The following is a 26479-nucleotide window of genomic DNA, read 5'->3' on the forward strand; positions in this document are numbered from 1 at the left end:
TCAGTTCCAGTCGTCGATCTTGACGTCGTGCGGATCCGGTGCGCCCTTGCCGGTTTCGACCAGCGACTTCAGACTGAGCAGGAAAACCGCCCACTTGGTGCTGCAGTGGTGCATGAACTCCACCGGCTCCTTCCAGCCCTCGTGAGCGAACAGCACGATGGTGTGGTCTCCCGCCGGTTTCAGATTCCAGCGCACATGGGTGCCGACCCATTCCTCCGGCCCCTCGACGACCTCCCACAGCACGTGGCGGTCCGGGTCCAGATCGCGCACCCGCATATCGAAACCTCCGGCCCCGAACCGGAATTGGAGCAGGCCGCCGATCTCGTCACCGTCTCCGGCGGTGTCGGTGGTCCACCATCCGGCCAAGCCCTCGGTGGTGGTGAGGGCGGTGTACACCGCGGCCTCCGATGCACGGATGCCGACCCGGTGCAGGATGTCTACCATTTCTTCGCGTCCTTCGTCTGCTGGATTCTTTCGGCGTGCTGGATTGTTTCGGCGATACGTTTGATGCGCCGGAGCCGGGCGTCCCAGGCCGCTCCGACCGAGGACAGCTGCGCCACCGCGCGGGCGAGCCGTTCCTCGTCCACCCGGTATCGACGCTCCCGCCCGGCGGCGGTGGCGTGCACCAGGCCGACGCGGTCGAGAACGCCGAGGTGTTTGGCGATGGCCTGCCGGGTCACCGGCAGCTCCTCGCTGAGTCCGGTGGCCGTGCCCTCGCCCGCGGCCAGCAGCAGATCGAGCATGCGCCGCCGGGTGGGATCGCCGATGGCCGACCACAGTTCGTCGTCGATGACGGTCACGGCGCGGACACCAAGCGGGTGACGTACTCCCCGAGCCGGGGGAGGTAGAAGTCCCAGCCGGTGACGTGTTCGCCGTACTCCTGCGCCAGTTTCGCTTCCGCCCAGCCCATTTCCCGGAATCCGGTCTCGGTGAGCCGGATCAGGGTGCCGGTGCCGGACGGCACGAGTTCGAAGGTGACCAGCAGTGAATCCGCGATCTCGTCGGCGGTGCCGTCCGGATAGGACCAGCGGAAGGCGAACAGGCGCGGCGGGTCGGCCCGAACGACCGTCATGGCCTCCACATGCTCCCGATTCCCCCAGGCGAGTTCGCCGACCGCACCCGGGGTCGGCTCGAATTCGGCCTCGTCGCTCCACCACTGGGCCATATGCCGCGGATCGCTGACCACCTCGTACACCACCTCGGGTGTGGCGTCGACGTGTATCTCACGTTCGATGCTGCCGTATTCCACGACCACCTCCATGTGCAACCATTAGTTGCACATCACCCTAGAGGCGGACGGCGAATTGCGCAACCGTTGGTTGCCTATTGGGTCGCGGCCGGCACCGAGCGAACCCGCCACACCGTCGTCGCGGCCGCGATCAGCAGGACGACGTAGGCGGTCACGTACCCGTTCATGAGCAGTGGGGCGATCGGCCACGACGGCGGAAACAGGAACAGCCCCACCGTTACCGAGGTGTCGCTCCAGTGGTACGCCCAGGCCGCGGTCCACAGCCACAGCGCCGCCGCCGCGACCCACCAGCGGGCATCCCGCTGGGCGCGGTGGGCACAGTAGACGAACAGCGGGACGAACCAGACCCAGTGGTGACTCCACGAGAACGGCGATACCGCGCACGCGGTCGCTCCCGCGAGAGTGACCGCGAGCAAGCGTTCACCGCGGCGGTCCAGCGCCGCCACGACGGTGAGAGCCACGGCGACAACGCCCGTCGCGAGCAGTAACCACAGCCATGTGGGCACGGCACCGTCGGCCAGATGGGCGAGTGTGCCCCGAATCGACTGATTGGCCGGATGTCCGTCGGGCGCGATGCGATCCGAGCGCAGAAAGGTCGAGCCCCAGTACTGCCGCGAGTCGTCGGGCAGCACGATCCAGGCCAGCACGACGGTGGCGGCGAGGGCCGCCGCGGCAATCATGGCCGAACGCCATTGGCGCAGCGCGAGAAAGTAGAGAATGAAGAAGCCGGGTACGAGTTTGATACCGGCGGCCAACCCGACACCGAGGCCGCGGAGTCGAGCGTGCTCCGGCCGCGACACGCCCCACAGCACGAGCAGCATGAGAATCAGATTGATCTGCCCGTAGTACAGCGTGGTGCGGACGGGCTCGAGGAAGACGCAGATGGTCGCCAGCAGTGCGCTGAGGCCGACCAGCCGGGGACCGATCCGGTAGCCGAGAATACGCCAGCACATCACGACACAGCCGAGGAGCGTGACCAGATTGAGCGCCAGCCAGGTGTTGGTCACGTAGGCCCACGGCACCGCCACGACCGGCAGGAACACCAGGGTCGAGAACGGCGTGTAGGTGTACAGCAACCCGTACAGCGTGGTCTCGGTGTAGAGCGGCTGCCCCCGCAGGATGCGCAGCGCGCCATCGCGATAGATGTGCGCGTCCAGACCGCCGACCAGGATCCCGACCTTGTCCAACCAGGGGTCGACTGTGGAGAACAGCAGCGATACCGCGACCACCGCGCTCACGGAGAGCAGGAGAAGCGTTCGGGCGGAGCGTGGCGCCTCCGGCGATCGCACGTTGTCCACGGGTGGTTAGGTTACCTAAGCAGATGACCTCGGGCATGCCCCGAAAACCGCGGGGCATCCGACCGCCGCGCGCCGGATGAGCGAATTCTCGGAAACCTATGACGGTACGTGCCGGAAACCTCTGACATTCCGTGCCACCAGGCGTGCAATGCCGTGCCCGGGGCGGCGGCCCCATTACCGTATCGACGGGCATTCCGATCACGAGGCGCGGCAGGCGGACTCCCGGCCGATCTGCCGCTACCTTCCAGCAGCCTCGTGCTCGGAGTGTTTGGGGGTTGCTCGCCCAACAGCGGCCCCCGGCCCCGTCCCGTTGTGGGGCCGACGCGGTACACGAAAACGCCGACACCGGCGGGCGGCAGTGCTCCCGTGACTCCCTGCCCCCGCCGGTGCGGTCGCGTGTACGGCCGAGGCCGGGCACCGGGACTCCCCCGCAAGCGTGCAGGACGATGACGGAGGTGATCACGGCGAACACCGACGCACAACGGCTGCTGGCGGAAATCCTGGCCCGCTACGGCAGCATGCAGGCCTTCTTCGACCAGCTGCAACGCGAACTCGACGGGCCCACCGAAGAACTCCCCCGCGTGACGGAGCCTGTCACCTCCCCGTGGGCCGACCCCGCCGAATGGCCCATCCGCCCCGTCCCCACCGGCGGCGGTGGCCGACACGCCCGCAAGGACGGCTGAGCACCCACCGATCCCGGCACCGCCGCGTCCGCACGCGCGAGCGCCGCCCACGCCGAGCGGCCGTGCCCCGTGCGGTCATGGCGTACTCCACTGTCGGTGCGGTGTATGCCGAACCGGAATATCTCACTTCGGGTCGACGCACGGTCAAGACCGCGTAACGACGCGAGGTTTTCGATCTTGATCTGCGCGCCCGGGCATAGGCTCGCACGGGTTACCTCGCAGTCGACGGATCGGAAGGGAGTGGGCGTGGTTCACACAGTGGGTACAACCGTCAAAATCGCGACCGGAACGGTCATGACCATGGTGGTGCTGGCCGGGCCGGGTGCCGGGGCGGCACACGCCGACGGCGGGCCGGTGGTCGGCGGCGGCTCGGGTATCGCCCTGCAGACCAGCAACCCGCGCATGGTCGCGCTGTGCACCATGACGGCGGTGGGTTACGACCGCGAGAACCGTCTCGTCGGCATCACCGCCGGACACTGCGCCGAGGACGCGGGGGTGGCGGTCTGGGCGGAGGCCGATCCGCATGCCGGGCCGATCGGCTTCGCCGCGGTCAAGGACGTCGACCACGACTGGGCGGTCATCGAACTCGACCCCGCCCGCGTCACGCCGGTCCGCCAGGTCGGTCCCTCCGTGGTCGCGACGGTCGGCGCTCCCGCCCAGGCGATGGAGACGGTGTGCAAGAACGGCCGCACCACCGGGTTCACCTGCGGGGTGGTATGGGATGCCTATCCCGACGAATTCCTCAGCCAGGTCTGTGCGAACCATGGCGACTCGGGCGGGCCGGTGCTGCGCGGCGACCAGCTGGTGGGCATGATCAACGCTGGTGTCGGCCTACCGGGCTCCTCCGAAATGCCCTGTACCGGACCCGGAAACCCGTTCCACGATCCGGACGTGTCCAACCAGATCACCGCGGTGCTGGCCGAGATCGACCGACTCGGGGTGGTGGGCGCCGGATTCCGCCCGCTGTAGCGATCACGCCCCGCAGTTCTCGAACCGCAGGGTCACCCGGGTCCCGTGCGGGGTGCGCACGGTGTCGATCGCATCGGCCAACCCGTTCATGAGGGTGAACCCGCGGCCGCGCTCGCTGTCGATCTGCGTGGTGGGGGCCGGAATCCACCGGCCCGCATCGCTGATCGTGGCGACCAACGACTTCCCGTGCCGGAATGCCTCGAGTGTCACGGTGGCACGGGAATCGAATCCGCCGCCGTGCTCGATGGCATTGGCCAGCGCCTCGCCGACCGCCAGCAGGATGTCGTACTCGCGATCCGGGGCCACGTCGTGCGCGGTCAGCCAGCGCCGCAAGCGATCTCGAATACCGGGCACCTGCGCGGGCGCGGCGGGCAGCACGGCGGCGAAGCTGCGCGCCGTCGCATGCACCGGACGCACCGCCAGCAGCACCACGTCGTCGGTGTATCCGTGCGGTGGCGCCAAGCGCCGCAGCAACTCCGAGCAGATCTCGGCGACGGGCAGGTCGGCGCATTCGGCCAGGGCCGCGCGCAAACGAGCGAAACCCTGGTCGAGGTTCTCCCCGGGCCGCTCGATGACGCCGTCGGTGTACAGCAGGATGACACTGCCGGGAGCGATATCCGCGCGACCGGTGCCGCCGCGCTCCGGCGGCGGCACCGCGACCGGCGTCCGGCGGCCACCGGTCAGGAATCCGACCGCGCCGTCCGGGCCGAGTACCAACGGATAGGGATGTCCGGCGCAGGTGTACTCCAGTGTCCGCGCGCGGCTGTCGACGACCGCGTAGGTGACGGTCGCGCAACGGCTGCCGGGCACCACGGCCGCGTAGCGGTCCACCAGATCCAGCACCGTGGTCGGATCGGCCGCCGTGATCGCGCCCGCCGCCACTCCGGCACGCAGCTTGCTCATGACCACCGCGGCGGGCAGTCCGTGCCCGACCACATCGCCCACCGAGATGCCGAGCCGATCGGAGCCGTGGAACGGCACCACCAGGTACCAGTCCCCGCCGACCCGCATGGCCTCACCCGCCGGCTGGTACACCGCCGCCACCGCGGCCGCGGTCGAACGCCGATCCAGATCCAACAGCTGATCCTGGAATTCGACGGCGATCCGATGCTCGCGCTGCATGGTCCGCACCCGGCTCACCGCGGTCTGGGTGACGGTGGCGGTGCGGGCCAGCACATCCAGGTCCTCGGCGGCGAAGGTGCGCGATTCGGCCCACAGCAGCGCGACCGCGCCGACCACGCGATCCGCGCCGTCGCGCAGCGGGTAGGCGACACTGGACCGGTGGTCGGCCACACCCCCGATCACGTCGGTGCCGTCGCCGGAGTGAGCGTCACCGACCACGACCAGCCGCCCGGTGCGGATGACCTCGACGATGGGCAGCGGCGAGTCCAGTGCCAGCACCTGCTGCCTCGCCCGCACCGGGGTATCCGCGGTGTTGATATATGCGGTTCGCACACAATCTGTCTCGGCGTCCAGCAGGGCGATTGCCGCAGCCCGCACGCCCGCACCGGACAGTGATTCCAGCAGCGCGGCCAGGACGGCCGTGAGGGTGTCGGCCGTGCGCAGCACGGTATCGAGTTCGGTCACCGCCGCCATGGCGCGCGCCAGCGCGTCACCGCGCAGCCGTCCGGCTCGTTCCCGCGCCGCGGCGGCCAGCCGTGCCGCGACCCGGTCGACCAACTCCTGCGAGGTGAAGGGTTTCGCCACGTAGTCGTCCGCGCCACCGGCGAAACCCTCGCGTGCGGCCTCCCGGCCCGCGCGGGCGGAGAGCAGCAGCACCGGCGTCGACGCCAACTCCGGTTCGGCGCGAACCGCGGCCAGCAGTTCGAAGCCGTCCAGCCCCGGCATCATGACATCGGCGACGACCGCGTCCGGGCGATGCTCGCGGACCGCGCGCAGGGCCGAATCACCGTCGCCCACGACCATGGTGTCCCATCGGACCGACAGCACGCGATCCAGGTGGTTTCGCATATCGGCGTTGTCGTCGGCGACGAGCACCAGTTCCCGGCGGCCGCCACGCGGTCGCGGCTCGGCCGGAAGACTGAGCCACTGCCCGGCCTCGGTGACATAGGGGTTGTTCGCCAGGCTGGGCAGCATGCCGGATTCGACGGTCCGCGTCGCGTCCGAGCGCGGCAGCCGGATGATCACCGCGGTACCGCGACCCGGTGTGCTCTCCACCGCCACCGTGCCGTGCTGCAGTTCCACCAGGCCGCGCACCAGCGACAACCCGATCCCACTGCCCTCGACGCTGCGCCCACGTGCGTTGTCGGCCCGATAGAACCGATCGAAGAGCCAGTCCAGGTCGTTCGGGTCGATACCGATACCGGTGTCGCGCACCGTGATTCGGCACGAATCCGGTTCCTCGACGCGGACCTCGACCCGGATCGAGCCGTCGAAGGTGAACTTCACCGCGTTCGACAGCAGGTTCAGAACGACGGTCTCCCACATATCGGGATCGATATCGGCCGCCACGGTGTCGCAGTCCAGCTCGAGGGTCAGACCGGCGCGCTGGCACAGCTCCGCGAAGGAAGCGGCGATATGGGCGGTCAGCACGCCCACGTCCAGGCAGCGCGGCCGGGCGGTGGCGCGCCCGGCCTCGATGCGGGAGAAGTCGAGCAGCGAATCCACCAGTCGCAGAAGCCGTCCCGCATTGCGGCGGGCGGTGTGCAGCCGGTCGCCCAGGACCGTGTCCGCGGCGTCGTCCTCGGCCAGCGCATCGTCGAGCGGGCCGAGCAGCAGGGTCAGCGGGGTGCGGAACTCGTGGCTGACATTGGTGAGGAAAGCCGTTTTGGCCCGGTCGATCTCGGCGAGCGCATCGGCGCGGCGGCACTGCTGCTCATAGGACACCGCCGCGGCCAGCGCGGAGGCCAGTTGGTCGGCGAGCAGGCGGCAGAATCCGCGATACTGCTCGTCGAGCGGCCGACGCGGGCTGATGCCGATTACCAGCGCCCCGATGACCGTGCCCTCCCCCAGCGGCAGCACCAGGGCCCGTTCCGGAGCACCATCCGGAAACGCTTCCGCCAGGCCGGGAACGACGGCGCGCAGATCGGCGATCTCCCGGCTGTCCGCCCGGGTGGGCCGCGCGGGCGACCCGGGGGCCAGGTCCGACAGCGACGGCGGCAGCAGCGGTGACACCGCCGCGCTCGCCCCGAGCAGTGTCGGATCGCGACCGTCGGCGTCTTCCGCGTACACCGCGATGAAGGGCAGATCGGCGGCCTGCTGAGCGCACACCGTCACCGCCGCGCGCACCACGTCGTGCGCGGTGCGCGATTCCATGACCGCCGCGTTGACGGCATTGAGGGCGTGCAGTCGTCGTTCGCCGAGCACGCGCTCGGTCGTCTCGGTGACGGCGCAGAACACCCCGCACACCGTGCCCGTGGCGGCGAGGAGCGGGCTGTAGCTGAAGGTGAAATACCGTTCCTGCGGACGCCCCTCCGTCAGCAGTGGCAGCATCAGATCGTCCGACCAGGTGGCGGCCCCGGTGGCGACCACGCTGGTCAGCATGGGGCCGATCGACTCCCAGATATCCCACCACACCTCGCGTCCGGCTCGCCCCAGGGCGTCCGGGTGCCGATCGCCCAGGATCGGGAGGTAGGCGTCGTTGTAGACCAGGAACAGCTCCCGCGCGTCCAGCCACAGCAGAATGGGGAACCGCGACGTCAGCGCCACGGTCACACTGGTGCGCAGCTCGGCGGGCCAGTCCGCGGGCACACCGAGCGGGTGCGCGGCCCAATCGAATTCGGCGAACCGCCGCCCCATCTCACCGCCCAGCGCGATCGCGGCGCGCAGGTCGGGCGGGATCGCGGGGCCGGACGGCGGGGGTGCGGTCATGGGTGTCTCCTGACGCTCCTCAGTGCTTCCTGGCCTGCGCCGATGTCGGATAGACGGCCAGCACGCTGTCGAGGTTCGTCACCTGTAGCGGCCGGACCACCCGCAGGTCGGAGGCCACCAGCCGCACGGATATCCCGGCGTCGATTCCGTGTTCGTGGCAGTCGAGCAGGGCGTTCAGTCCGGCGCTGCCGAAGTACGTCACACCGTCGAGGTCGACGACGAGCAGCCGGGCCGGATGTTCGAGCGCCGACTCCAGGGCGGCTCGCAGCCCCTCGGTGAGGGTGTGGACGCTGCTGATGTCCACATCGCCCTCGGCTCGCACCGTCACCGCATCGTGGTCCACCTCGTGGTCGACCCGCAACCGATTCATCCGCCGTCCCAGTTCCAACCGTCGTATACCGCCGTCGAGATTACGGGCGGCGGTCCTCCGGCGCGGCGCTACCGTGTGGACCGGAGTGCGGCGGTATGCGTTCGTGCACCGTGAGCAGCAGATGATCGAAGCGGCTCTGCACATTCGGCGGGGCGGGCGGCACGGAATCCAGTTCCGCGATGAGTTGCGCGGCCAGATCGCGCAGCTTCGTATTCGTCTCCTGGGACCGCCACCGCAGCACCTGGAACGCCTGCTCGGCGGTGATCCGGTAGATGCGCATGAGCACGCCCTTGGCCTGCTCGATGACGGCGCGATTCTCGAAGAGGCCGGGCAGCGTCTCGTCGAGCATGGTCTGCGCCGTCTCGGCGATGGTGTCGGTGAGGTCGATGTAATAGCCCGAGGTGCCGACCACCGCGCCCGCGTCGTCGAACATGCGGTCGGCCACCACGATCACATTGTGGATGCGCCCGGCGGTGTCGACGAAGCGGTGTCGGCTCGAGAACGACTCCCCGGAGTGCAGGGCGTAGTCCAGGATGTCCTGGACGTGCGCCCGGTCCTCGGGGTGCTTGTGCGACAGCAGCAGCTCCGTCGTCGGTTCGACGGTGCCGGGTGCGTATCCGTGCATCCGCGCCACCTCGTCGGACCATTCCCAGCGCTGCCCGACGAACCAGAAGCGGAATGTGCCCACGACCTGCCGCTGCTGCCCGGTCGCGGTGATCTCGTACGCGTCCGGACCGCTCTCCGGAATCTGCACTGGCCCCTTCACTCCACGGAGTATCCCACCCCTCGAACTCCCGTACGAGCGGCTCGCCGGATCCGCTCAAAAGTGCTGTGCGGCATGTGCTCTGACAGGGGTCCGGATCACTCTCCGTACGCGGGGCGGGGAGGTTTGACGGATGCCGGAAGTGGGCACCCCCGGAAAGTACGTCGACTCGGTGAAGAAAGCCGCCGGTTCGACGAAGTCGGAGGGAACGAGGAGAACCCGATGGCTGAGTCGACCCCTGCGCGCACCACCGCCGCCGACGCTCCCGCGTCGGCCCGGCGACGTGGCAGCCGCGGTGACAGCTATGAACACCTCGAGCCGTTGTTCGCCCGGCTCGCCGCCTTCGAATCGGACGACCCGCGCCGGGAGCGGGTGCGTTCGGAAATCGTGCGCCTCGGACTGCCCCTAGCCGAGCACATCGCCCGCCGCTTCGCGAACCGCGGCGAACCGTTCGATGATCTGTTGCAGACCGCCCGGGTGGGCCTGGTGCAGGCGGTCGATCGCTTCGACCACACGCGCGGCGCGGCCTTCCTGTCCTTCGCGGTGCCGACCATCATGGGCGAGGTGCGCCGCCATTTCCGCGACCACACCTGGTCGGTGCGGGTGTCCCGGCACACCAAGGAGATCCACGGCCGGATCGGATCGGCCACCGAGGTCTTGGCCCACCGGCTGGGGCGGATGCCCACCGCGCGCGAACTCGCCGTGGAACTCGAGGTGGATGTGACCGAGATCAGCCGGGCCATGATCGCGGCCAACTGCTACACCACCGATTCGCTGGACATGACCGTTCGAGACCAGGACGGCGACAGCTCGACTCCGGCCGTGGAGCGCCTGAGCACCGAGGAGCCCTGCTACCGGCTGCTGGAGGACGCCATGGCGGTGCGGCCGCTCATCGCGCGGCTGCCGCAGCGGGAGCGGCAGATCCTGATCTGGCGCTATTTCGGCGCCATGACCCAGAGCCAGATCGCCGATCGACTCGGTATCTCCCAGATGCAGGTGTCCCGCATTCTGTCGCGCACGCTGACCCGGCTGCGGGACGAGGCGCTGGCGGACCCGGAGCCCGCCGAAGATGATTCGAGATCGGCGCTGAGCGTGCGCTAGATTCCGCATACTTCATCACGAGTCCACTAGATTCACGAATTATACTCAGTTCACTGGACCTAAACTCGCATTATTTTCATACTTTCACTCCGAAGCTGCTCACCGAGACCAATACGACAGTCAGGAGTGCCGGTGCAGATCGGAATCCCCCGCGAGGTCAAGAACCACGAATACCGCGTGGCCTGCACACCCGCCGGTGTGCACGAACTCGTCACGCGCGGACACGAGGTGTTCATCGAGGCCGGAGCCGGGGCGGGCTCGGCCTTCGCCGACGACGCCTACGCGGCGGTGGGCGCGCGCGTCCTCGACACCGCCGACGAGGTCTGGGAACGGGCCGACCTGGTGCTCAAGGTGAAAGAGCCGGTGGCCGAGGAGTTCTCCCGGATGCGCGCCGATCAGGTGCTGTTCACCTACCTGCATCTGGCGGCGTCGCGGGAGTGCACGGACGCACTGCTGGACTCCGGTATCACCGCCATCGCCTACGAGACGGTCACCGGTCCGGACGGCTCGCTGCCCCTGCTGGCCCCGATGAGCGAGGTCGCCGGGCGGCTGGCCCCGCAGGCGGGCGCGTACCACCTCATGCGCAGTCAGGGCGGGCGCGGTGCGCTGCTGGGCGGGGTGCCGGGGGTGCGCCCGGCCAAGGTGACCGTGATCGGCGCGGGCGTGGCGGGCGGCAATGCCATCGCCATGGCGGTCGGCCTGCACGCCGAGGTCACCGTGCTGGACCTGAACATCGCGCGCCTGCGCGCCGTCGACGAGCAGTACGACGGCCGGGTGCGGACCGTCGCCTCCAACGCCTACGAGGTCGCCGATGCCGTGCGCGAGGCCGATCTGGTGATCGGCGCGGTGCTGGTGCCCGGGGCCAAGGCGCCCACCCTGGTGTCCAATGGCCTTGTCGCCCAGATGAAGCCGGGCTCGGTGCTGGTCGACATCGCCATCGACCAGGGCGGCTGCTTCGCCGATTCGCGGCCGACCACCCACGCCGAACCCACCTACCGGGTGCATGACTCCATCTTCTACTGCGTGGCCAATATGCCCGGGGCGGTGCCGAATACGTCCACCATCGCGCTCACCAACGCCACCCTGCCCTATGTCACGGCGCTGGCCGACCGCGGCTGGCGGGATGCGGTGGCGGCCGATCCGGGCCTGGCCGCCGGGCTCAGCACCGACCGCGGCCGACTGCTGTCGGAGTCCGTGGCGGCGGCGCACGGCTACGCCGCGCACGAACTGGTCGGCGTCTAGGACCGGTCGCGCTCGGTACCCGCCGGGCGCAGATGTTCGAAGATGAGAATGGTCTCGGTCGCGGATACCGCCGGGTGCGCGCTCAGATGTTCGAGGACGAAACCGCGCAACCCGTCGGTGTCGGCGGTGGCGACATGGATGAGGTAGTCGTCCGCCCCCGCGATGAAGTAGACGTTGAGGACCTCCGGCAGCGCCGCCAGCTGCCGCCCGAATTCGGCGAGGTATTTGCGCGAATTGCCGTGCAGCCGAACCGCGATCATGGCCTGCAGGCCGCGCCCGAGCGCGGCGGGGTCGATATCGGCGTGGAAGCCGCGAATGACGCCCCGCTCCACCAGCGACCGCACCCGGCCCAGGCAGGTCGACGGTGCGATACCGGCCGCCTCGGCCAGGGCGTTGTTGGTCATTCGCCCGTCGCGTGCCAGGTGATCCAGTAGGACTCGATCGATGGCGTCGATCGCGACCGGGCCACGCCCGGAGGTCGGCGGTACGGGTGGACGCGCGGGCGAATCCTTCCTGCTCACCGGCCTACCGTACCGAATGTTCGGGATCGCATCGGCCGGTCCGCACCACGCCGCGCGGGCGCGGTGGATGCGTTGTGACACAGGTCGCCGCCCGCGGGGCTGGCGCTACCGGGCCGCCGAGGCATACGCTCACGACGGCACGAACGCGAAATCCCTTGTTCTAAAAGAACATTCGTAGCAAATAGGACAATCGACCACAGGATTGCCGTATTCCGTCGCACCTCGTGCCGGTTCCCGACCACGCCGTCAGGCGCATCGTCGCAAGGAGTTGTGCCGGTGCCGGTTGCTTCCCGTCCGCACGGTCCGCTCACCCGCCGTCGCGCCCTCGCCGCGCTGACCCTCTTCGCGCTACCCGCCGCCCTCGGGGCGCGCTCGGCCGCCGACGGCGAGCCCGCCCGCCCGCATTGGGATTACGCGGCCGACGGTCCCGAGCACTGGGCCGACCTGGACCACCGCTTCCTGGCCTGCCGGGTGGGCCACCAGCAGTCCCCCATCGATCTGCCCCGCCACGCCCCGCTCGATCCCGCCGACCATCTGGCCTTCGCCTACGGCCCGCTGCCCGCGGTCGCCCTGACCGACAACGGGCACACCCTGCAGGCGGCCGTGCCCGCCGCCGGCGGACACCACATCGTCCTGGACGGCCGCCGGTACGCGCTGACCCAGTTCCACTTCCACACGCCGAGCGAGCACACCGTCGACGGCGTGGGCACCGTCATGGAGCTGCACCTCGTCCACACCGATGCCCGGGGCAACCTGGCGGTGGTCGCGGTTCTCATGGAGACCGGCCCCGCGCCCTCGGCGTTCACGCCCCTGTTCGCCGAGCTGCCGCCCCCGGGCGGCTCCCACACCACCGGCCCATTCGACCTGCGTACCCTGCTCCCCACCGATCACGCCCAGTTCCGCTACGGCGGATCGCTCACCACACCGCCCTGCACCGAGGGCGTGGCATGGACGGTGCTGCGCGAACCCGTCCGGGTGACGGCCCGGGAGGCCGACCGCTACCGCGCGCTGTTCCCGCACAGCAACCGCCCCACCCAGCCCCGCAACGGCCGCCCGGTCCTGCTGGCGGGCGGCTGACGCACGCCCGAACCGCCCGCGCCGCGAGCCGCGAGCCGCGAGCCGCGAGCGAACGGAGTGCCGCAACCCATCGCAGGTGGCCGACCGGTCTGTTTCCGAATCGGAATCCGGCCGCCACACCGGGCGTCGATCCGAGATCGTCACGATCGACGGTGTCGGGGTGTAGGAAAGGACGCAGCGGCTATCGCTGCATCGAACGGACGAGGAACCGGGACCGGGAACCGCCAGCGGTGGCGCGATCAGTGGGAGGTGCGATGACGCGGGGTGTGTGGGCCGCGCCGGGACGGGTGAACATCATCGGTGAGCACACCGACTACAACGGCGGCTACGCCCTGCCGATCGCGCTACCGCAGGTGGTGCGGTGCGCGGCGGCGACGGAAACCGATGGGCGCGTGCGGGTTACCTCCCGGCAGCACCCGGGCGAGCGGATCGACGTCGCTGTCGCGGAGCTCGGGCGGACATCGATCGCCGGGTGGGCGCGCTACCCGCTCGGCGTGGTGTACGAGTTCCAGCGCCGCGGGCACGGCATCCCCGGTGTCACCCTCGAGCTCGACGGTGCCGTGCCGATCGGCGCCGGCCTGTCGTCGTCGGCCGCCGTCGAGTGTGCGGTGGCGCTCGCGCTGCGGGATCTGTTCGACCTTCCGGTGCGGGTACCCGAGCTGATCGACATCGCCCGCACCGCCGAGAACGACTACGTGGGCGCGCCCACCGGCAGTCTCGACCAATCCGCCGCCATGCTCTGCACCGCCGGGCACGCTCTCTTCCTGGACTTCGGCAAGGGCGACCACGAGCAGGTCGCCTTCGATCTGGCCGGGGCGGGACTGGAGCTGCTGGTCGTCGACACCGATACCCCGCACCGGCTGGTGGACGGCGAATACGCGCGCCGCCGCCAGCAGTGCGAGGCCGCGGCCACCGCGCTCGGCGTCGCCACCCTGCGCGAGGTCGCCGATCCGCGCGCGGTCGACACCCTCGTCGATCCCCTGCTGCGCCGTCGGGCCCGCCACGTGGTCACCGAGAACGCCCGGGTGCTGGCGGTGGCCGACGCGCTGCACACCGGGGCGGATCCGCGCACCATAGGACCGGTTCTCACGGTGGCGCACGCTTCCCTGCGCGACGACTTCGAGGTGTCCACGCCGCAACTCGACACCGCCGTCACCACCGCGCTGGCGGCGGGCGCGCTCGGCGCGCGCATGGTCGGCGGCGGATTCGGCGGCAGCATGGTGGCGCTCACCGAACGCGGCGCCGCCGAGCCGATCGCCGCGGAGGTCGAGAAGCGTTTCCGCGCCTGCGGTTTCGCCGCACCGAAGTGGTTCGTGGCACTCCCCTCCCCCGGCGCGCGGCGCATCTCCTGATCGTCGGTACGAAGGTGATCGTCGGTACGAAGGCCGCTGTCACACCAGCGACAGAGCCACGGTCATCGCCGCCAGCGCCGCGTAGATCGCCAACGCCACCCGTAACCCGAAGCGCAGCAGCGTATTCTCCGAGACCCCGGCACCGCTGGCCCGGTCACCCGCGACCGCCAGGATCAGCATGATCATCGGCAGCGAGGTGAAGACGGCATGGCCCGCACCGCTGTTCTGCACCGCCGCGAACCAGACGTCCAACCCGGACGGCGCGAGCTGCTGCTGCAACGGCATCGTCAACACGTTGCCGCCCACATTCGATCCGGTGACGAAGCCGCCGAGCATGCCGAGCGCCGGTGCCGCCAGCGCGATCACCAGCGGCGGGGCCGCCGCCACCGCCCCGCCCACCCGCTCGATCATGCCGCTGTCGACCATCAGCCGCCCGAGCACGACGAATCCGGTCAGCGCCAGCAGCGGCCGACCCACGCGCACCAGCGCTGCCCGGACCTCCGCCCACCGCACCCGCCCCCGGTCCAACACCAGCGCCGCCACCAGCAGCGGCAGCCCCGGCGACGCCAGCAGCGCGAAACTCGCACCGCCCGCGTGCAGCGCCACGGACGGCACACCCACCGCGGTGGCCGCGCGCGATGTCGCGATACCACCCAGCACCAGCCCGTAGGCGTACAGCACCGCCCCCGGCGGAACCAGCCGCCCGGGACGCACGGACCCGTCGCCGAGCCCGAACGCGGGTCGGCGTTCACCAGCGCCCACGCCCACGCCCACGCCCCGAGCCATTCCACCCCGCCGAGGAATCACCCCGCCACCCGTGCCCGCGCTTCGCGAGAATCGCCGCAGCCATCCCCGATCCGCACCGCCCACCGCCACGGCACGCGAGCAGCGTGACGCGCACCCACCCTCGCCGCCGCCTCCGGTCGCACTACCCGGGAAGCGCGAGGCACTCCGATTCCCCGCACCACGTCCGGTCCCACCCCGCGCGAACCGCGACACACCCGCATTCCACACACCATCTCGGGCGGTCGGGTGCGTGGCGCGTAATGTCCAGCGGGCCTCCATATCTCGCGAACTTGTCGTCCGCCGCGGGTGGGCCCGATTCCGGCCCGCAGTTCCCGCAGCGGTGGCCTCGCCGGTCGCTTCGGGCGTCCGCACGGCTCCTGACGGCCGCCGCGCAGCGCACAGCAGCAGGCCGACGGTGGTGGTGAACAGCCCGGCCAGCACACCCGCGGGCGAGACCACGCCCAGGTGGTTGCAGGCCAGCAGGGTGAGTGCGAGCAGCCCGCCCGCTCCCGCCGCCTGCACCGTGGTGCGCAGCCGGTGGTCCGGTCGGGCCAGCAGCGCCGCCCAGACCGTCACCAGCGGAAAGACCAGGGCGCTGGTGACCGCCGTGGCGGTGCCCAGGGTCGGCAGCGGCAGGTCGGTGAGCGTCGCGCCGATCACGGTGGCCAGGCCGAGCGTGCCCCAGGGCATGATGTTCATGCCCAGCATGGCCTGACGCAGTGCGGTGGCGGGCGGGGCCAGCGCCAGCAGGACAGGCACGGTGACCAGCAGCGACACCCCGAAGCCGGTGAGCGCCTCCACCATGGGCGCGATGCCCGCGACCACCAGCGCGACCTTGGCGGGCCCCGACAGCGGCAGCCCGCGCACCCATTCCCGAAGCGACTCGTGCACGCCTCGGCGGGTGAGCACCTGGCTGAGGTAGACACCGGGCAGCATGACCGCCGCCGCGTTCAGGACCAGCAGGCCCGCGCCCGCCGCCCCGGTGCCGAGCGCGGACCGAGGCAGCGCGAACTCCGGCCGCCATCCGATGAGCAGCACCGCCGCCCCCACCCCCGCGACCGCGGCCCAGTGCGCCGGACGGCGCAGCCCGGTGATCATTCCCAACACCACCACCAGCGGGATCACCGCCGCAACCAACACCATCGCCGCCTACGCCCTCTCCTCGTGTACCGAATGCGCACCCAGCCTGACGGCGGCGACGGTCGGCGGTCTTGAACGAAAATCTCGGCCCGCGAGGGCCGCAGGGCATCAGGGCCGGATCGCGCCCGGTGTCACCCCGAAGTAGCGCTTGCAGATCCGGGTCAGATGCGCTTGGTCGGCGAATCCGGTCGCTGCCGCCACCTCGGCCGGTGGCCGCCCGGCCAGCAGCAGTCGGCGCGCGCGATTGGCGCGCAATCGCAGCAGGTAGGCGTGCGGCGGCAGCCCGTACGCCTCCCGGAAGGCGGTGATGAGGGTGGTTCGCGGAATCCCCGCGGCGGCACCGAGTTCGGCGATGGTGACCGACTCGGCCCACCGGTCGTGCAGAACCTGCCTGGCCACGTCCAGACCCCGGCGCGGCGGTGTTCCGCCCGCACCCGCCCGGCCGGGGCGGGCGTGCCGACGCAGCACCGCGCCCAACCCCGCCAGCAGCAGGGATTCGGCGGTCAGCCGATCACCGGCCAGCTCCTGTTCGCGGTGGGCGCCGCGCAGCCGGACGAACAACTCGTCATCGCGCACGGCCGTCTCGGGAAACCAGACGTCGGACCGGCCGAGCAGTTCACCGGCCAACTCCTCGACCAGCTCGGTGTCGAAATAGAACATCCGGTAGCGCCAGCCGGATTCCGCGGCGGCGAATCCGGTATGCACCTGTCCGGGATTGATGATCACCACTTGTCCGGCGGGTATCACCACTTTCCCGCCCGCCATGTGCAGCCCTTCCGCGCCCTGTTCGATGACGCCGACGGAAAGCTGCTCGTGACTGTGCCGATCGAAGGCGAAGGTCTCGAATCGCGCGGCGAGCAATTCCACCCGGGGACTGGCCGCGGCGGTCCACAGTCGAGCGTGCTCACCTGCCCTTTTCACCCGCACAGCCTATCGCCGGCAGCTCGGGCGGGAATGTGCTTACCCCCGGGCTTGCACGTGCAATTGCAGAATTCTTCGACTCAGCAATCTTGAAAGTCGTTGTGGCACAATCGCCTACGCGATCCACCAAATGTCAGGAGGGAGTCGTCATCAAAGCCGAGGCCGTGGGGGGTCACACCGTCGGGGGGAACGGGCCGCAGGAGAAGCCCGCACTGGTGCGCCGATTGGGGGTGAAGGTCGGCCGTCCCGGGCTCGGACGCACGGATTCCCACCTCGCCCTCGAGCAGGCGGCGTCGGTGGTGCGCTCCTACGCGCCGGGGGTGGTGCCGGAGCTGTTGCAGACCGCCGGTTACGCCCATGCCGTCGCCGCCATCGCCCGCCCCGCGTCGACGGCGCAGATCCAGCAGCAGGTGGAACTGCTCATGCGGCGTCAGCATCTGCTCGATCGGCCCGCCCCACTCACATTGTGGGTGGCGATCGAGGAGGCGGTGCTGCGACGCCCCTTCGGCGGCACGGAGGTGTGGCGCGACCAGCTGGACCACCTGACCCGAATGGCGCGCCGCGACAACGTGACCGTGCAGATCGTCCCGGATCACGTGGGCGGCCCGGCCATCAGCACGGTCCCGTTCACCATCTTCCGGTTCGAGCGCCCGGATGTGTGCGATGTCGTACACCTGCACCATGCGACCGGCACCCAGTTCCTCGACGACCGCACCGATCTGGACGCCTACCACCTGATCTGGGACCGACTGAGCGTGCACGCCATGCCGCCGGAGTACACCGGCGAACTCCTCACCGCCCTCACCGCGCAACGACCGGCCACCGCACTGCCGTCCGCCACCATCCAACGGGTGTGACCGGCGTCGACGCACCGCCCCACCCCGTGGGGCGGTGCGTCGGTGCGTGACCTCACGGCGCGACCGCCGGTGAACTATCCGATGGAGGAGTCCGACAGTCGCGAGGCGAGCAGTTCCTTGCCCATCCGCGCGCCCTTGCGGCTCTCGTTCTGCGCCTTGCGGAAGAACTCGACGAGCTCGGTGTCACCGTCGCGTTCGGCATCGCTGATGTAGGTCTCCAACCGCAGCGCGTTGTCCAGGGACGCCTCCACGAACCAGATCAGGTTGTAGTCCTTGTCCTTGGTGCCGGTGATGGTGCCCGTCTCTTCGGTCTTGCTCATATCCGATACTCCTCTGTCGCTGACACGTCCTACGGTCGTCCTACCCACGGCATGCGGCGGGAAACGGGGATCAGCGGGTCGGTTCGTGCACATGCGGAGCGAGCTCGGGTGCGTACAGTTCGTCGATCTCGCTCGCGTACTTGGCGGTCACGGCCCGCCGCCGGAGTTTGAGGGTGAGGGTGATCTCGTCGCCGCCCGCTTCCCAGAACAGCGGGAGGATGCGGAAGCGCTTGATCTGTTCCACCCGCGACAACCGCTGGTTCCCGGCCGCGATACCGGTCGTGATCGCCTGTACCACACCGGGATCCGCGGCCAGGGTGGCCGCCGACGCGTCGGGCAGGCCGTGGCGGCGGGCGTACGGTTCGGCCGATTCGGCGTCGAGCACGATCAGTGCGGTGTTGTAGGGGCGGGCGTCGCCGATGACGGCCATGGCGCCGATGAGCGGAGTGGCGGCCTTCACGGCGTTCTCGATGGTGGCGGGCGACATGTTCTTCCCGGCGGCGTTGATGATCAACTCCTGCTTGCGGTCCACCACCGTGAGGTAGCCGTCGGCGTCCACGGTCACGATATCGCCGGTATGCAGCCAGCCGTCGGCGTCCACGGCCGCCCGGGTCTCGTCCGGCAGGCCGCGGTAGCCGCGCATGACCAGCGGTCCGCGGACGAGTAGTTCACCGTCCGGTGCGTGGCGAGATTCCATGCCCGACAGCAGTTTTCCGACCGTGCCGAGCCTGGCGTCACGCGGGTGGCTGACGCTGCAGATGCAGGACAGCTCGGACATGCCCCAGATCTCGGCGATGGGAATGCCGAGTCCGGCGAAGAAGCCGAGGGTCTGGGGCGGGATGGGGGCGGCGCCCGAGAGCGCCCAGCGCAGCCGGTCGAAGCCGAGCGCGGTCCGCAGGCCGCCCAGCACCAGGTCGTCGGCGCGCTCCCATTCGGCCGCGAGTTCGGCGGGGATCGGCGTTCCGGCCAGCCGGTGGGCGCTGCGCGCGGCGGCCACGCCCAGCGCCCATTCCATGGCGCCGCGGCGGCGGTCGTCCGGCTCGTTGGCGACCTTCGATTCGATGGCCGCCTTCAGTTTCTCCCAGACACGCGGGACGGCACCCCATACCGTGGGGCGCAACTCGGCCAGCGCGGGCGCGATCCGTGCGGGGTCCGCGACACAGGTCACCTGGGTGCCGAGCACCTCCTGCACGTAGAGGGCGGTGAGCCGATCGGCGATATGGGCGGTGGGCAGGAAGGAGGTGATGGTGTCGCCGAAGCGGAAGCCCAGCACATCGTCGATGCCGTAGACCTGGAAGAGGAGGTTGGCGTGGGTCGTCTCCACCCCCTTCGGGTTGCCGGTGGTCCCCGAGGTGTAGATGAGCGTGGCGACATCCTCCGGCCGGACCGCCCGCCAGGCCGCCTCGAAGTCGAATTCCGGTGTGCCGTAGGCGATCAGCTGTTCCACCGACAGGGTGCCCACCGGTGCGTCGTCGACGCAGATCACATGGTCGAGTTCGATGCCGCTGTCCCACAGGCGCGGCAGGAATTGCGGTTCGCAGATCACCACGCGCGCTCCGGCATTGCCGAGCACGTAGGCGAGTTGTTCGGGGGCCAGGGTGTTGTAGACCGAGAACGAGGTCGCGCCGAGATGCTGTGCGCCGACTTCGAGCGGATAGAACTCGATGCGGTTGGTCAGCATCAGGGCGACGGTGTCGCCGCGGCCGATGCCGAGGCCCGCCAGTCCCGCGGCCACCGCACGCACCCGGCGCGCGTACTCGCCCCAGGTCATGGTGCGGGTGTCGCCGGGGGTGCGGAGTGCGACCGCGTCCGGGTCGATCGAGGCGGTGTGCTGGAACGCCGCGGGCAGCGTGCCGAAACGGGGGATGCTCACTGGGGGCCTTTCGGAGAGGTGCGCGACGGCGGTGCGCGCGAGGGTGTCAGCGGCGCTCGATGGCGCGAACGAGTTCGTGCACGGCCGAACTCGCGGCGAGCCTGCTGTCGAGTACGACATTGACCGCACCGCGCAGCAGCGCGTACGGCTCCCACCCGGCGGGTGCGATGGTGCGGGCGGCACGGCGGGCGATGGCGTCGGCGATGGCGCGTGCGGCCCGCGCCGCGGTGATCCGCACGCCGAGCGGCCACGGCAGCAGTTGGTCGAGCTCACGGCCGAGGTCGTCGGCGTCGAGCATGTCGTGGGTCATGGCGGTTTCCACGATCCCGAAGTAGGCGACTCCGGCGCTGGCACCGGATGCCGCGAGTTCGACCCGCAGCGCCCGACCGAACTGTTCGACCCCGGCCTTGCTCACCATGTACGGCGATCCGCCCATACCGGGTGCGAAGGCGGCGCACGAGGACACCACCACGACATGGCCTTTCGCCCGCACGATGTGGTCCAGTGCGGGGTGCACGGTATTGAAGACCCCGGTGAGATTGATGCTCAGCACCCGGTCGAAATCGTGCGGGTCCATGGTGCGGACGGTGGCGGGCACCGGGGTGACACCCGCGTTGGCGACGACCACGTCGAGGCGGCCCAGCCGCTCGACCACCGTGGCCACCACCTGGTTCATCCGCGCGCGGTCGGCGACGTCGGCCCCGATCGCGAGGGCGCGCGCGGACAGCGCGCAGGCCGCCTCGTGGGCGGCGGCCTCGTCGATGTCCACCAGGACCACGATCGCGCCCCGGGCATGCAGGATGTCGGCCAGCTCCCGCCCGATGCCCTGCCCCGCACCGGTGACGAGCACGACCTTCCCCGCCACGTCGAATCGTGGCGCGCCGAATCGTCCGAACAGCTCGAGCATCACGCCACCTCGTAGGCGTCGACGTCGAATCGCCGCGTGCGCCTGCGGTATTCGAAACTCCAACTGGGGTACAGGCCCGCATTGCCGCCCTCGGGGGTGGTGTAGTAGCTCTGGCATCCTCCGGTCAACCAGACGGTATCGTCGCTGCGCCTGCGCATTTCGTCGACGAAGGCGTCCTGCGCGGCGGCCCGCACCTCCACCCGGCGCGCGCCCCGCGCGCGCAGGGTGACCAGCGCGTCGACGATGTAGGCGAGCTGCGATTCGATCATGTAGATGGCGGATTGATTGCCCGCGGCCCCGAACGGCCCCAGCGTGCAGAAGAAGTTCGGGAATCCCGCCACGGCCGTGCCGAGATAGGTGCGCGGCCGCTGGTGGTACAGCTGCGCGATGGAGATCCCGTCGCGCCCGGTGATGCGGTCGAACGCGGTCGGGATGGGTTCGAATCCGGTGCCGTGGATGATGGTGTCCACCTCGATCTCCGCCCCGGCCCGGGTCAGGATCGATCGTGGCCGGATCTCGGCGATCCCGTCGGTCACCACCTCCACATTGTCCCGATCGAGCGCGGGGAGGTAGGCGTCGGAGAAGATGGCCCGCTTGCACCCGATCACGTAGTCGGGTGTCACTCGCGCGCGCAGCTCGGGATCGCTGATCTGGCGGCGCAACTGCCATCGCCCCAGCAGTTCGTACGGATGCCGGAAGCGATTGTCCACGAAGCCGACCAGGCCGAAGCTTTCGATCAGCGTGTACCAGGTGCCGCGGACGGCCTTGCGCGCCAGCGGGAACTGCCGCAACAGCAGCCGTTCCAGACCGAGGGTGGGTCGATCCAGGCGGGGCACGATCCACGGCGCGGAGCGCTGGAATACGGTCAGCGACCGCACCTTCGGCTGGATCTCGGGGATGAACTGCACCGCCGACGCGCCGGTGCCGATCACCGCGACCCGCTCCCCGGTCAGATCGTGGTCGTGCCTCCAGTGCAGCGAATGGAAGGTGGTGCCCTCGAAGTTCTCCAGCCCGGGAATCGCGGGATACTTGGCCTCGGCGAAAATGCCTGCCGCCGAGATGAAGTAATCGGCCGTCAGCGCCCCCCGCGAGGTCTCGATGCGCCAGCGCGATGCCGTGTCGTCCCAGCGGGCGTCGAGCAGTTCGGTGTTCAGCCGGAGATGGCGCACCACATCGTGTCGCTCGGCGACGGAGCGCAGATAGCCCAGGATCTCGCGCTGTCGCCCGTAGGTGCGCGACCAGTTCGGATTGGGCGCGAACGAGTAGCTGTACAGCTGGGACGGCACATCGCAGGCGCAACCGGGATAGGTGTTCGCCTGCCAGGTCCCGCCCAGCTCATCGGCGCGCTCGAGCAGTACGAGATCGTCGAAACCGGCTTCGCGCAGCTTGATCGCGAGCCCGATACCGCCGAAACCCGCCCCCAGCACGGCGATCTGCCGGTGTTCGGTGTGTGTGGTCATGAGACCGTATGCCTTTCGCGGTCAGAGGTCGAGAACGAGCGGCCCGCCGGTGGACCGGGAGACGCAGGTCAGCATGTGCTCGGCGCGCTCGCCCGGGGTCAGCAGCCGGTCCCGGTGCTCGACCTCCCCGGCCAGCACCCGGGTGCGGCAGGTACCGCAGAAGCCCTGGCGGCACGAGTAGACGGCATCGGGTTTCACCCGCCGGACGGCGTCCAGCACGGTCTCTCGGCTGCCGACCGTGACCTGGGTTCCGGTGTGCGCCAGGCGCAGCGGGAAGGCGCGGCCATCGGTGACCGGCAGCGCCGAGAAACGTTCGGTGTGCAGCGATCCCGTCGGGTCGAGCGAGAAGAAGCTGCGCTGCGCGGCGGCGAGCACCGGCGGCGGGCCGCAGACGTACACGGCCGCACCGGGTGCGGCGGTGGCGAGGATGGCGGGCACATCGGGCGGCCCGTATTCGTCGTCGGGCCGGATATCGGCATGCAGCGGCAGTTCGTCCAGAAACGGCATGGTGGCCCGCGAGCGCCCGGTGTACACCAGATGTCCGCGCCGACCGGCCGCCCGCACCATGGGCAGGATCGGCGTGATCCCGATTCCGGCGGCGAGGAACAGATACGACGGCGCGGTCTCGACGAAGGTGAACGCGTTGCGCGGTCCCCTGATGCGCAGGGCGTCACCCGGCCGCAGGGTGTGCATCTCCCGCGACCCACCGTCGCCGTCCGCGATGCGCCGCACGGCGATGCGGTAGCGGTCGCGGTCGCTCGGGTCGCCGCACAGCGAGTACTGTCGCTGTCGCCCCGAGGGGAGGAAGACGTCCAGATGCGATCCGGGACGCCAGGCGGGCAGCGGATCGCCCGTGGCGGTCACCAGGGTGAAGCTCTCCACGTCCACCGCCTCGATGCACACCGACTCGACCACGACATCGAGGTCGAATCCGCTGTGCCGCACCGGGTTCGGCGGTGAGATGGCGGGGGTGGTGAAGATCCGCTTGTAGACGTCCACGGCCACGCCGAGCAGGCGCAGGCTCGGCGTGGCGACGGCATCGCCCCGGGTCATGGCCGGGCCGCCGGGGAATGCGCCAGGTAGCGCAGGGCATTGTCCATCGACCCCAGCTGCGAGGGATGGAATCCCGGCCGCAGGTAGCGCGGCAGCTCGGTGAAGAAGGTGGTGAAGCTGGGGATCACCCCCCGCACGGTCGCGCTCACGAACTGCCGCCCCCAGAATCCGCCCTTGTCCGGGCTGGGATCCTTGCCGTACAGGTAGGCGGTCGAGATCACGAACAGCGGCAACAGCATTCCGGTCGCCAGCAGCCCGGTGCGCGCCCGCCGCCCGTAGCCGCCGTCGACGTGCATATAGGCGTCGAATACCACGCTGCGGTGCTCGACCTCCTCCGCGCCGTGCCACCGCACCAGATCCAGCATGGTCGGATGCATGCCCGCTGCCTCCAGGGCTGTCGACTCGAGCAGCCATTCGCCGATCACGGCGGTGAAATGCTCCATCCCGGCGAAGATTCCGAGCCGTTCCTTGAGCCATTCCTCCTTGGCCCTGCCGCTGAGCCCCTGATCGCCCAGGACGCGATCGACCAGCCACGCCACCTTCGCCACGAAGGACTCCACGTCGAGGCCGATGGACTGGAGGTGGGTGCGCGCTCCCTCGTGACTGCTGGCGTGCTTGGATTCCTGGCCGATGAAGCCGGCCACCTCCTCGCGCAACCGCTCGTCGTCGATATGCGGTAGCGCCTCGGCGAGGCAGGCGGCCATGGCCCGCTCCCCCTCGGGCAGCACCAGATGCATGACATTGGTGACGTGGGTGGCCAGCACCTCGCCCGGGATGTAGTGCATGGGCACCGACGAGAAATCGAAGTGGACGTCACGCGCGTGGATGGCGTGGGCTTCTTCCTGATAGGAGCGCCTCGTTGCACTGTTATCAGCCATGGGCCGACCGTACAGTGCAACATTCTCCATGGCAATGTTGCAGCCACAAATTGGCCGCGATTGTTGCAAACGGGTCGATCGCTGCTAGCGTCGTACCATGTCCTCCGCCGCCGCCACCTCGGGAAACAAGGCCGATTCCATCGAAGAGCGCATTCTCGACGCCGCTCTCGTGCAATTCGGTCGCGTCGGAGTGAAGAAGACGACGATCGAGGACATCGCCCGGCAGGCCGAGGTGGACCGGGTCACGGTGTACCGCCGCGTGGGCTCCCGCGACGATGTGGTCCGCGCGGTGACGGGCCGGGAGATCCAGCGACTGCTCACCGAACTGCACGAGATCCCGGCCCGGCACCGGGAAATGGCCGATATCGTCGTCGACCTCTTCGTCATGGTGGTCACGCGCTGGCGCGCCCACCCGCTGGTGGAGCGGCTGCTCACCGTCGAACCGGATCGGCTGCTGCCGCAACTCACCACCGAGGGCGGCGCCTTCTTCACCATCTCGGTCGCCGCCACCACCGAGATACTCCGCAACGCGTTGCGGGACAGGGAGCTACCCGAACCGCCCGACCTCACCACCCGGGTGGAGGTCGGGTGTCGCGTGGTGCACTCGCTCATCCTGCAACCGGTGGGACCCACCGACCTCGGCTCCGAAGCGGAACTGGCCGCCTTCGCCCGTACCTATCTCACCCTGATCCTGCCGAGCTGACGCCGTTCACCAGCGCAGCACGGCCTCGACCTCATCATCGACCAGTTCGCCGGTGGGCTCGAAGCCGAGCGCCCGGTAGAACCCCTCCGGGCTGCCCGGACCGACCCGGTAGCTGGTGTAGAACCGCGTGGTCCCGCGCGCCCGCAGCTGCTCGACGACGATCTCTAGCGCACGACGGCCGTAACCCTTGCCCTGATGCGGCCCGGCGATCATGAACCGCCACAGCGATACTCCCGGCTCCTCGATATCCATGCCGAGATCCAGCATGAGGAAGCCGACCGGCTCGTCACCTACGTAGATGCCGCGAAACCACGCCGTCTCCGAGAAGTGCGCCTCCGCGATGGATATCCCATTGTCCGCGACCATCTTCCGCTGCTCCGCCGACAGCGTCGTACTGAGCTTGCAGACCTCGTACACCGTATCCGCACAGAGTTTCCGCAGTTCGACCGCCGATCCGGCGTCTGATTCCGTCACACGCTCTTCGTATCCGAGAGCGGCCGTCCGGTTCAACGGATTTACGCGCGGGGGCCGGGTCCGGCGGCGAGCGTTCGCGCACGATTCCGGACGCACGCGACATAGCGCACGGTGAACACCATCGGGATGGCGAAGCTGAGCACCTGTACGACGACGCGCGGCGTCGGCGCGTGGGCGAGCGCCGCGAGCGCGAGCGCGCCGAGGGCGAAACTCGCCGTCCACACCGAGGTGAGCACGTATCCGGTGCGAACGAACAGCGGCTGCTCCCAGAATTCACGCGGCGCCGACTGTTTGGCGATCGACAGGGTGAACGGCGCGCGCAGCGCGAGCGAAACGCCGGCGATGACCGCCAAGACCGCATTGGCGAGGGCCGGCGTGTAGTCGTGCAGGCCCGCGCCCGGGCCGGCGAAGGCGACGACGGTGATCACGGCGAAGAACGCCGCCGAGCCCAGCTCGAGCACCAACGCGTCCCAGCCGCGCCCGGCCCGGCGCTGGTGGGCGATACCCGCGAGCGCGATCCCCGTGGCGAGCAGTGCGGACCACCGCCAGTAGTGCGTCGGGACGGCGGCGTAGACGATCCAGGGCGCGAAGGTGCGTAGGTAGGCCACCCGGTCAGCATGATATTCCATATTCGACATGTCAACTCTGGAA

Annotated in this window: 26 protein-coding genes; 8 read left to right on the forward strand and 18 right to left on the reverse strand. The window is 69.7% G+C overall.

The annotated features are described in order from the left end of the window. The 4 genes from QJS31_RS01355 to QJS31_RS01370 form a co-directional block, all read right to left on the reverse strand. Positions 1-444, reverse strand: a complete 444-nt coding sequence (locus QJS31_RS01355; protein ID WP_282776345.1) for an SRPBCC domain-containing protein — start codon at positions 442-444, stop codon at positions 1-3. Then, a complete protein-coding gene (locus QJS31_RS01360) occupies positions 438-800 on the reverse strand; it encodes a metalloregulator ArsR/SmtB family transcription factor (RefSeq protein ID WP_282776344.1) in 363 nt (120 codons plus the stop codon). Before QJS31_RS01360 ends, QJS31_RS01355 begins: the two co-directional genes overlap by 7 nt. Next, positions 797-1249, reverse strand: a complete 453-nt coding sequence (locus tag QJS31_RS01365; protein ID WP_306355905.1) for an SRPBCC domain-containing protein — start codon at positions 1247-1249, stop codon at positions 797-799. Before QJS31_RS01365 ends, QJS31_RS01360 begins: the two co-directional genes overlap by 4 nt. A 74-nt stretch (positions 1250-1323) precedes the next feature. After that, positions 1324-2487 (reverse strand): glycosyltransferase 87 family protein, encoded by a 1164-nt coding sequence (locus tag QJS31_RS01370; RefSeq protein ID WP_282776340.1) that lies wholly within the window; start codon positions 2485-2487, stop codon positions 1324-1326. Between the two features lie 506 nt (positions 2488-2993). Between QJS31_RS01370 and QJS31_RS01375 the strand changes: the two genes are divergently transcribed. Further along, positions 2994-3230: a hypothetical protein gene (locus QJS31_RS01375; protein WP_282776338.1), complete on the forward strand. Its 237-nt coding sequence runs from the start codon at positions 2994-2996 to the stop codon at positions 3228-3230. Between the two features lie 258 nt (positions 3231-3488). Then, positions 3489-4199, forward strand: coding sequence for a S1 family peptidase (locus QJS31_RS01380; protein ID WP_282776335.1), 711 nt, complete (start codon positions 3489-3491; stop codon positions 4197-4199). A 3-nt stretch (positions 4200-4202) separates the two neighbouring features. Here the strand turns inward: QJS31_RS01380 and QJS31_RS01385 are convergent, their stop codons facing one another. The 3 genes from QJS31_RS01385 to QJS31_RS01395 are packed head-to-tail and all read right to left on the reverse strand — an operon-like array spanning position 4203 to position 9118. After that, positions 4203-8030: a SpoIIE family protein phosphatase gene (locus QJS31_RS01385; protein WP_306355757.1), complete on the reverse strand. Its 3828-nt coding sequence runs from the start codon at positions 8028-8030 to the stop codon at positions 4203-4205. 19 nt (positions 8031-8049) lie between these two features. Continuing rightward, a complete protein-coding gene (locus tag QJS31_RS01390) occupies positions 8050-8400 on the reverse strand; it encodes an STAS domain-containing protein (protein WP_143981242.1) in 351 nt (116 codons plus the stop codon). Between the two features lie 40 nt (positions 8401-8440). After that, positions 8441-9118, reverse strand: a complete 678-nt coding sequence (locus tag QJS31_RS01395) for a PAS and ANTAR domain-containing protein (RefSeq protein WP_282782925.1) — start codon at positions 9116-9118, stop codon at positions 8441-8443. Positions 9119-9385: 267 nt separating this feature from the next. Between QJS31_RS01395 and QJS31_RS01400 the strand changes: the two genes are divergently transcribed. Continuing rightward, complete coding sequence (locus tag QJS31_RS01400; protein ID WP_282782909.1) at positions 9386-10264, forward strand: RNA polymerase sigma factor SigF; 879 nt, start codon at positions 9386-9388, stop codon at positions 10262-10264. A gap of 132 nt (positions 10265-10396) precedes the next feature. Further along, entirely contained in the window at positions 10397-11506 is a 1110-nt protein-coding gene (gene ald / locus QJS31_RS01405) for an alanine dehydrogenase (protein ID WP_282782911.1), read from the forward strand. Here ald and QJS31_RS01410 read toward each other — a convergent pair. Then, complete coding sequence (locus tag QJS31_RS01410) at positions 11503-12027, reverse strand: Lrp/AsnC family transcriptional regulator (RefSeq protein WP_282782913.1); 525 nt, start codon at positions 12025-12027, stop codon at positions 11503-11505. The two genes, ald and QJS31_RS01410, sit on opposite strands and share 4 nt — an antisense overlap. Before the next feature lie 276 nt (positions 12028-12303). Between QJS31_RS01410 and QJS31_RS01415 the strand changes: the two genes are divergently transcribed. Then, on the forward strand, positions 12304-13104 hold the full coding sequence (locus tag QJS31_RS01415) for a carbonic anhydrase (protein ID WP_306355758.1): 801 nt from the start codon (positions 12304-12306) through the stop codon (positions 13102-13104). A 254-nt stretch (positions 13105-13358) separates the two neighbouring features. Further along, positions 13359-14456 carry a galactokinase gene (gene galK, locus QJS31_RS01420; protein WP_282782916.1) on the forward strand — a complete coding sequence of 366 codons (1098 nt, stop codon included), beginning with the start codon at positions 13359-13361 and terminating at the stop codon, positions 14454-14456. A 39-nt stretch (positions 14457-14495) separates the two neighbouring features. On the opposite strand, the gene QJS31_RS01425 is transcribed toward galK, so the two are convergent. After that, positions 14496-16385, reverse strand: a complete 1890-nt coding sequence (locus QJS31_RS01425; RefSeq protein ID WP_306355759.1) for an L-lactate permease — start codon at positions 16383-16385, stop codon at positions 14496-14498. Positions 16386-16490: 105 nt separating this feature from the next. Then, complete coding sequence (locus QJS31_RS01430; protein ID WP_282782920.1) at positions 16491-17303, reverse strand: AraC family transcriptional regulator; 813 nt, start codon at positions 17301-17303, stop codon at positions 16491-16493. A gap of 164 nt (positions 17304-17467) precedes the next feature. Here QJS31_RS01430 and QJS31_RS01435 point away from each other — a divergent pair, with 164 nt between their 5' ends. Next, entirely contained in the window at positions 17468-18160 is a 693-nt protein-coding gene (locus tag QJS31_RS01435) for a DUF5753 domain-containing protein (RefSeq protein ID WP_282782922.1), read from the forward strand. Between the two features lie 74 nt (positions 18161-18234). Here QJS31_RS01435 and QJS31_RS01440 read toward each other — a convergent pair whose 3' ends face one another. The 6 genes from QJS31_RS01440 to QJS31_RS01465 form a co-directional block, all read right to left on the reverse strand. Then, on the reverse strand, positions 18235-18480 hold the full coding sequence (locus tag QJS31_RS01440) for a hypothetical protein (protein WP_029924932.1): 246 nt from the start codon (positions 18478-18480) through the stop codon (positions 18235-18237). 70 nt (positions 18481-18550) lie between these two features. Next, the gene (gene fadD11 / locus QJS31_RS01445; RefSeq protein WP_306355760.1) at positions 18551-20353 is read right to left on the reverse strand and encodes a fatty acid--CoA ligase FadD11; all 1803 of its coding nucleotides are present in this window, start codon (positions 20351-20353) and stop codon (positions 18551-18553) included. Positions 20354-20399: 46 nt separating this feature from the next. Further along, positions 20400-21260, reverse strand: coding sequence for a short-chain dehydrogenase/reductase (locus QJS31_RS01450; RefSeq protein ID WP_306355761.1), 861 nt, complete (start codon positions 21258-21260; stop codon positions 20400-20402). Further along, entirely contained in the window at positions 21260-22720 is a 1461-nt protein-coding gene (locus QJS31_RS01455; RefSeq protein WP_306355762.1) for an NAD(P)/FAD-dependent oxidoreductase, read from the reverse strand. The genes QJS31_RS01450 and QJS31_RS01455 overlap by 1 nt, the downstream gene beginning before the upstream one ends. A gap of 21 nt (positions 22721-22741) precedes the next feature. Beyond that, complete coding sequence (locus QJS31_RS01460) at positions 22742-23773, reverse strand: PDR/VanB family oxidoreductase (RefSeq protein WP_282780359.1); 1032 nt, start codon at positions 23771-23773, stop codon at positions 22742-22744. Then, positions 23770-24651: a metal-dependent hydrolase gene (locus tag QJS31_RS01465; RefSeq protein ID WP_282780357.1), complete on the reverse strand. Its 882-nt coding sequence runs from the start codon at positions 24649-24651 to the stop codon at positions 23770-23772. Before QJS31_RS01465 ends, QJS31_RS01460 begins: the two co-directional genes overlap by 4 nt. Before the next feature lie 97 nt (positions 24652-24748). Between QJS31_RS01465 and QJS31_RS01470 the strand changes: the two genes are divergently transcribed. Continuing rightward, positions 24749-25354: a TetR/AcrR family transcriptional regulator gene (locus QJS31_RS01470; protein WP_282780355.1), complete on the forward strand. Its 606-nt coding sequence runs from the start codon at positions 24749-24751 to the stop codon at positions 25352-25354. 6 nt (positions 25355-25360) lie between these two features. On the opposite strand, the gene QJS31_RS01475 is transcribed toward QJS31_RS01470, so the two are convergent. Next, on the reverse strand, positions 25361-25828 hold the full coding sequence (locus QJS31_RS01475; protein ID WP_306355763.1) for a GNAT family N-acetyltransferase: 468 nt from the start codon (positions 25826-25828) through the stop codon (positions 25361-25363). A 41-nt stretch (positions 25829-25869) separates the two neighbouring features. Further along, positions 25870-26457: a hypothetical protein gene (locus QJS31_RS01480; RefSeq protein ID WP_282780350.1), complete on the reverse strand. Its 588-nt coding sequence runs from the start codon at positions 26455-26457 to the stop codon at positions 25870-25872. Between the last annotated feature and the right edge of the window lie 22 nt (positions 26458-26479).

The organism is Nocardia sp. CC213A, from assembly GCF_030766805.1.
GTDB classification, from domain to species: Bacteria; Actinomycetota; Actinomycetes; order Mycobacteriales; family Mycobacteriaceae; genus Nocardia; species Nocardia otitidiscaviarum.